This window comes from Methylobacterium tarhaniae, from assembly GCF_001043955.1.
Classification (GTDB): Bacteria; Pseudomonadota; Alphaproteobacteria; order Rhizobiales; family Beijerinckiaceae; genus Methylobacterium; species Methylobacterium tarhaniae.
On sequence record NZ_LABZ01000222.1, the window covers coordinates 1 to 6,585 of the forward strand.

General features: G+C 72.0%; 8 protein-coding genes and 1 pseudogene. 2 read left to right on the top strand and 7 right to left on the bottom strand.

Features of this window, described 5'->3' with window-relative positions; translation table 11 throughout:
- From VQ03_RS26150 to VQ03_RS26180, 7 genes are all read right to left on the bottom strand, one after another.
- Nucleotides 1-1,215 (bottom strand): PAS domain-containing protein (locus VQ03_RS26150; protein WP_048453847.1); only part of this gene is annotated, 1,215 nt, incomplete at its 3' end.
- A 223-nt stretch (nt 1,216-1,438) separates the two neighbouring features.
- Entirely contained in the window at nt 1,439-1,795 is a 357-nt protein-coding gene (locus VQ03_RS26155) for a DUF3088 domain-containing protein (protein ID WP_245292198.1), read from the bottom strand.
- Nucleotides 1,796-1,805: 10 nt separating this feature from the next.
- Nucleotides 1,806-2,384 carry a cytochrome b gene (locus VQ03_RS26160; protein ID WP_048453849.1) on the bottom strand — a complete coding sequence of 193 codons (579 nt, stop codon included), beginning with the start codon at nt 2,382-2,384 and terminating at the stop codon, nt 1,806-1,808.
- A 120-nt stretch (nt 2,385-2,504) separates the two neighbouring features.
- A complete protein-coding gene (locus VQ03_RS26165; protein WP_048453850.1) occupies nt 2,505-3,275 on the bottom strand; it encodes a TetR family transcriptional regulator in 771 nt (256 codons plus the stop codon).
- A 150-nt stretch (nt 3,276-3,425) separates the two neighbouring features.
- Nucleotides 3,426-4,247: a pyrroline-5-carboxylate reductase gene (gene proC / locus VQ03_RS26170; protein WP_048453851.1), complete on the bottom strand. Its 822-nt coding sequence runs from the start codon at nt 4,245-4,247 to the stop codon at nt 3,426-3,428.
- The gene (locus tag VQ03_RS26175; RefSeq protein WP_048453852.1) at nt 4,244-4,747 is read right to left on the bottom strand and encodes a type III secretion system chaperone family protein; all 504 of its coding nucleotides are present in this window, start codon (nt 4,745-4,747) and stop codon (nt 4,244-4,246) included. The genes proC and VQ03_RS26175 overlap by 4 nt, the downstream gene beginning before the upstream one ends.
- A 281-nt stretch (nt 4,748-5,028) precedes the next feature.
- Entirely contained in the window at nt 5,029-5,361 is a 333-nt protein-coding gene (locus tag VQ03_RS26180; RefSeq protein WP_048453853.1) for an accessory factor UbiK family protein, read from the bottom strand.
- A 261-nt stretch (nt 5,362-5,622) separates the two neighbouring features.
- On the opposite strand from VQ03_RS26180, the gene VQ03_RS26185 reads away from it, so the two are divergent.
- Nucleotides 5,623-6,339: a response regulator gene (locus tag VQ03_RS26185; RefSeq protein WP_048453854.1), complete on the top strand. Its 717-nt coding sequence runs from the start codon at nt 5,623-5,625 to the stop codon at nt 6,337-6,339.
- Nucleotides 6,336-6,585: pseudogene (locus VQ03_RS26190) on the top strand (hypothetical protein); the annotation flags it as partial. The gene VQ03_RS26185 and the pseudogene VQ03_RS26190, both read left to right, overlap by 4 nt.

Consider the following 6,585-nt stretch of genomic DNA (forward strand, 5'->3'; position numbering starts at 1 on the left):
GCCGTACTTGACCGCGTTGGTCGCCAGCTCGTGCAGGGCCATCACGAAGGCCAGCGCCAGCCGGGGCGGCAGGCGGATGGGGGGCCCGTCGACCTGAAAGCGGACGCCCGTGCCGGTGCGGAACGGGCGCAGGGCCTCGTCCACGATCTCCGTCAGGGTCGCGCCTTCCCAGCTCTCACGGGTCAGGACGTCGTGGGCGGCCGAGAGCGATTGCAGGCGCGCATTGAAGGCGATGCGTGCCTCGCTCAGCGAGGTGGCGTGGGTCAGGGTCTGGTTGGCGATCGACTGGATCGTCGCCATCGAGTTCTTCACCCGGTGGTTCAATTCCTCGGCGAGCAGCGCCCGATGCTCCTCGCCGCGCTTGCGCTCGGTCACGTCGAGGGCCACGCCGGCCATGCTCAGGGGTTCGCCGTCCGCGTCGTAGAAGGGCTGGCCTCGGATCTGCAGCCAGCGCACCTCGCCGGCCGGGGTGCGGACCCGGTACTCGATGTCGTAGTCGCTCCGGGTCTCGATCGAGTCGCGGACCGCCGCCTGCATCCGGTCGCGATCCTCCGGCAGGATCGCGGCGATCAGGTCGTCGTAGGTCAACGGTTCGCCCGGCTCCCGGCCGACATTGCGCTTGCAGCGGTCCGAGGCCACCAGCCGCATGTCGGCGAGGTCGAGGGTCCAGGAGCCGAGGCGCGAGGCCTTGAGGATGAAGTGCAGGCGCTCCTCGCTCCGCCGCAGGGCGTGCGAGCGCCGCTCGATCTCCCGCTCCAGCGCGTCGCGGTCGCGCTGCAGGCGCACCAGCCGGTCGCGCTCCAGCGTCACGTCGAACTGCGAGGCGAAGAAATAGGTGAGCTGCCCGGCCTCGTCGAAGACCGGCGAGACGAGCAGGCGGTTCCAGAACGCCTCGCCGCTCTTCTTGCGGTTGAGGAGGTCGATCTCGATCGGGACCCTCTGGGCGATCGCCTCGCGGATCCGCGCGACGTCGTCCGGGTCGGTCTCGGGGCCCTGGAGGAAGCGGCAGTTGCGGCCGACGATCTCGTCCCTGGCATAGCCGGTCAGCCGGGTGAAGGCGTCGTTGACGAAGACGATCGGGTTGTCGGGCCGGTGGGGATCGGTGATCACCATGGGCATGCGCGTCGCCCGCACCGCCGCCGCGAACGGGTCCGGGCTCGCCCCGGTCCGGGTCAACTCGGCCGTGATGCGGCTCTCGTCGCGGTGGTCGGTCACGCTCGCGTCGCCTCCTGCGCGATATACTGGACACGTAGTGCCGAAGACCCAGGTCTTGTGACACAAGTCTCGTGACACAAGTCCCGCGTCATCGCCAACGGCCCGGCTGCGCGCAACGCCCGCGGTTGCTGCAAAAGCGCGCATCCCGCGGCCGCCGGCCTCTTGGGCACGATGCATCCGGTCGCGCGGCGCTACGGGCCCGGGACGGATGGAGGCGACGCCCTCACGGATGCGGCTCCGGAAAACCGTGGCGCGCGTGCAGGGCCCGCAGGATCGCGTCCTTGTCGTCGATGAAGCGCACCGCGCCGTGGCGCCCGGTGGCGAAGGCGTCCGGCGCGTCGGCCGCCAGCACCAGGAGAGGCAGCGACTGATTCGCCTCGCCGACGCGATCGATGAGCGCCTGCCGCGGCCGCGGCCAGGGCAGGCGCGTCACGTCGAGGCGCCCGGCCAGGGCGGGGAAGCCCGCGAGCACGCCCTCGATCAGGGCGCAGTGCCAGCAATAGAACCGCCGGTCCGGATAGGCCGGATCGGCGAAGTCCGGTCTCAGCAGGTAGAGGTGATCGCGCGGTACGGCGCTCACGCTTCGGCGCTCAGGCATCCTGGCGCGGCAGCATCCGGTCGAGCAGGGCGTCGCGGCGCACGATCAGGTGCCAGGCGGTGGCCAGCACGTGAAGCGCCACCAGGGCATAGACCGCGTATTGGCCGGCCAGGTGGATCTGGTCGGCGAGATCCTGCACCGCCTTGTTCTTCTCCATGAAGGGCGGGATCGGGAACAGGAAGAAGTATTGCGTCGTGCTGCCCGCGGCGGCCGAGAGCACGAAGCCGCTCGCCGGCATCAGCAGGAACACGAGGTAGAGCAGCCAGTGGTTGATCCGGCCGAGCAGCGCCAGGCCCCGCGGCACGTAGACCTCCGGAGGCGCCGGGTGCCAGGCCCGCCACAGGATGCGGAGGGCGACGATGGCGAAGATCGTGATGCCGACCGACTTGTGCAACTGGAAGTAGAAGCCCTTGGCCGGGCTCGCCGGCAGGCTCGTGGCGATCCAGGCGAGGGGCAGCACCGCCAGCACCAGGGCGGCGGTGAGCCAGTGCAGGGCCTGGGAGACGGCAGTGTAGCGCGGCTGCTCGACGCGGGCGATCTTGGCCGGCGCGCGGGTGGACAGGTCGAGCATCCGGAACGGTCCTCAAGGGGTGATCGCCGTCACCGCGACGGCGAACGCCGCTTGAGGCTAGACAATGCGCGACGCACGGTCACCCTGGAACCGCTCGAATTGTCGGGGATGGGTGCGGCGTCAGATCGCCGCCGCCGGGTCGCCCCCGAGGGGATTGCCCTCGTCCTCGTTGCGGTCGTCCCCGTCCCGGCGCTCGCGCCGCCGCCGGCGGCGCCCGCCCTCGGCGAGGGACTGGGCCAGCGCCCGGAACGGCGCGGTCAGGCGCCGCACGTCCTCGGCGCGCTCCATGAAGCGCTCGCCGTTGCGGATCTCGCGGTCGAGCGCCGCCATGGTGCGGGCCAAGGCCGGGTCGTCGTCGTCCAGCCACACCTCCAGGGTGCGCGCGAAGGCGATCACCACGCCCTGGAGCTTGATGCGGCCGAGCGGCCCCTCGGTGCTGATGCCGGCCGAGGCCAGCATGAAGCGCTGCGAGTTGAGCGCCACCTGGTTGAGGGCGGCGAGCGACAGCGGGTCGCCGCGCAGCGCGAAGGCGATGCGGCGCAGGGCCGGCTTGTAGGGGTCCATCGCGTCGAGGCGGCGCATCAGCACGTCGAACAGGCGCTCGCGGGTCGGCTCGTCGTCGAGGTCGTCGCTCGCGCCCTCCAGAACCTGCTTGTCGATCATGCGCGAGAAGCCGCCGAGCACCGCCCCCTTCGAGGGATAGCAGTCGCGGAACTCCGCCAGGCTCACGCCGGCCTCGCGGGCGATGTCGACGATCTCGATGTCGTTCCAGGGCTGCTCGGCGGCGAGCCGCATCAGCGCCTCGACGATCGCCTCCCGCGGCGGCAGGCGGGTGGCGCCGGACTGCTCGCCGGACGCCGTGTCGTCGGACGCCTTGGGGGTGCGGGCCATGGATGGACGCTCCGATACCGTTGCGGCGGAGGGCGCGTCGCTCGCGCCTCCCCGAGGCGGCCCATCCGCCTCGACCGCCTATCTAGGGATCGTCCCGCCCGCCGGGCAGGGGGCCGCGGCGACGCGCCCGCGCGCCATCGCCGGCGATCCTCAGCCCGCCAGCTCGCCGGCCCGCCGCTTCGCCGCCGCCACGGCGTCCCGCAGCAGGGGCGAGAGGCCGTCCTCGGCCATCAGCACCGCGAGGGCCGCCGCGGTGGTGCCGCCGGGCGACGTCACGTTCCGGCGCAGCGTGGCCGGCGTCTCGGGGCTCTGTCCCAGAAGCTCGCCCGCGCCCGCCACCGTCTGGCGGGCGAGGCGCTGCGCGATCTCGGCCGGCAGCCCGGCGGCGACGCCCGCGGCGGCGAGCGCCTCGGCCAGCAGGAAGACGTAGGCCGGGCCGGACCCCGACACCGCCGTCACGGCGTCGATCAGTTCCTCGCCCTCCAGCCACTCGACGAGGCCGACACCGGAGAGGAGCGCGTGCGCCATGCGGCGCTGGTCCTCGCTGGTCTCGGGCGAGGCCGCCGCGCCGGTCGCGCCCCGGCGGATGCTCGCCGGCAGGTTCGGCATCGCCCGCACCACCGCGCGGGCCCGGGGCAGGCGGTCCTTCAGGTTGGCGATGGTCTTGCCCGCCAGCACCGAGACCACGACGGTGCCGGGCCCGGCGAGGGGCGCCACCGCGGCGGCGGCGGCTTCCAGCCCCTGCGGCTTGATCGCCAGCACCAGGGCCTCGGGCTCGCCCGGGTCGGCCGGGTTGAGGGCGATGCCGTGCGCCGCGCAGAGCGCCGCCATCGCGGGGGCGGGGTCGGGATCGATGACGGCGATGCGGGCGCCCGGCAGCCCGTCGGCGAGCCAGCCCTCCAGCATCGCGCCGCCCATCTTGCCGGCGCCGACCAGGATCAGCGAGGCCGGCAGGTCCGTGGTGGCGCTCACGCCTCGCCCTCGGTCTCGAACAGGACCGCGTCCAGGGCCTCGCGGGCGGTCTTGCCGGCCCAGATCACGAACTGGAAGGCCTGGAAGTAGCGCTCGCAGGCCTCGACCGCGGTCTTCAGCATGGTCTCGCACTGGCCGTGCGTCGGCTCGGCGCCGCCGGTGAGCAGCAGCGCGTGGCGGAACATCACCACGTGCTCGCTGTTCCAGAGGTCGAAATGCCCGACCCAGAGCTGCTCGTTGACGAGGGAGACGAGCCGCAGCACCTCGTTGCGCCGCCGCTCCGGCACCTTCAGGTCGAAGGCGGAGGCGACGTGCAGGGCCTCCACGTCCTCGATCCAGGTGAAGGCGACGTGGTACTCGGCCCAGCGGCCCGCCACCGCCACCGACATCTCGTCGGTCTCGGCACGGTCGAAGATCCAGTCCCGGAGGGAGGCGAGGCGTTCGACGACATCGAGCGGGTGCTCGGCGCGGTTCAGGTCGTCGATGTTGAGCTGGGTCATGGCGATCCAAGTTTGGCTCGTCCGAGCGGGAAACAGCTGCGTCAGCGAACGCGGCGAGTGTCGTCTTCAAGGCAGATCGCGACCCGGGCACGGTCAGGGCGTGCAGGCGATAAGCTTTAAGTGTCGACTTGTCTCCCCTGAGCGGCTGCGAATCAGTGCGTGACCCACTATAGCCCGGGCGAGTCCAGGGACTCAAAGCGGAAAGCCGCGGTGGCGGCGGCGCACCGCCGGCTATCCACCGAAGCTTCCTGTGCACAAGCGGGACGCGTCGGGACGGGGCGTCAGGCCGTCGCGGTGCCGTCGGAGGCGGGCCCTTTCGCCTTGGCGGAGGCAGGCTTCGCCTCGGCCGGCTTCGTATCGGCAGGCTTCGTATCGGCAGGCTTGGCCTCCAGCGCCGCGACGCGGGCCGCGAGCGCGTCGTTCTGGGCGCGCAGGGACGCCACGAGGTCACGCAGCACCTCGACCTCCTCGCGGGTGGCCACGTCCATGTCCCGCAGCATGCGCTCGATCTGCGCCTTGACCATGGTCTCGGCCTCGCGGCGCACGCCCTGGGCCGCGCCGGCGGCGTCGGTCATCAGGCGGGCGAAGTCGTCGAACAGGCGGTTCTGCTGCATGGGAATCCTCCGGGGCTGGTCGGTGGTGCACAGCCCTAATGCATTTCCCGGTCGAATGGGCCCCGGTCCGGGCTCCCCATCGCGCGAAAATGCGGCACCATCACGAAGGCTGGCCGGCGCGGGGCCGACGCAGCGGGACACGATGTCGAGCGCGGCGGACGGGCCTCGGTTGCGCGATGGTGTCGCGCGGCGGACCCAGCAACAGACGGATGCACAATGATGGCTTCAAGCAAAACCCTGTCTCGGGCATAAGGCGGGACCGTGAGCACGACACCGCACATCCTGATCGTCGAGGACGATCGCGAGATCAGCACGCTGGTCGCCCGCTATCTCCGCGGCAACGATTGCCGGGTCTCGATCGCTGGCGACGGCCGCGAGATGGACCGGCTCCTGGCCGATTCCCGGGTCGACCTGATCGTGCTCGACCTGATGCTTCCGGGCGAGGACGGGCTGTCGATCTGCCGGCGCCTGCGTGCCGCCTCCGGCATCCCGATCCTGATGCTCACCGCCAAGAGCGAGGAGATCGACCGGATCGTCGGGCTCGAGATCGGGGCCGACGACTACCTGGCCAAGCCCTTCAACCCGCGCGAATTGCTCGCCCGCATCCGGGCGATCCTGCGCCGCGGTTCCGCTGCGCAGGGCCGCGACGACGAGGGCGTGCGCCGCCACGCCTTCGCGGGCTTCGTGCTCGATGCGGGCCTGCGCCAGCTCCTCAACCCGGAGGGCGCGCAGGTCGCCCTCACCGGGGCGGAGTTCGACCTCCTGCACGCCATGTGCCTGCGGCCGGGCCGGGTGCTCTCCCGCGACCAGCTCCTCGACCTGACGCAAGGGCGCGCCCCCGGGCCGTTCGAGCGCAGCATCGACGTGCTGGTGAGCCGCATCCGCCAGAAGATCGAGCGCGATCCGCGCAACCCGGAGATGATCAAGACCATCCGCTCCGGCGGCTACCTGTTCACGCCGGAGGTGGTCTCGACATGACCGGGCGGGGGCCGCTCACGGGCCGCATCGCCGGGCAGCTCGCCCTGCTGGTGGTCGCCGCGATCGTGGTCACCCACGTGGTCGTGACGGTGGCCTTCCTGCTGCTGCGGCCCGAGCTGCGCCGCTCCGACGAGCGGCCGAGCGCGCTGGCCAACCGCCTCGTCACCGTCGTCCACATGGTGGCGGCGGCCCCGCCGGAGGACCGGGCCGACGTGGTGGCGGCGGCCCGCCACAGCGCCTCTTCCC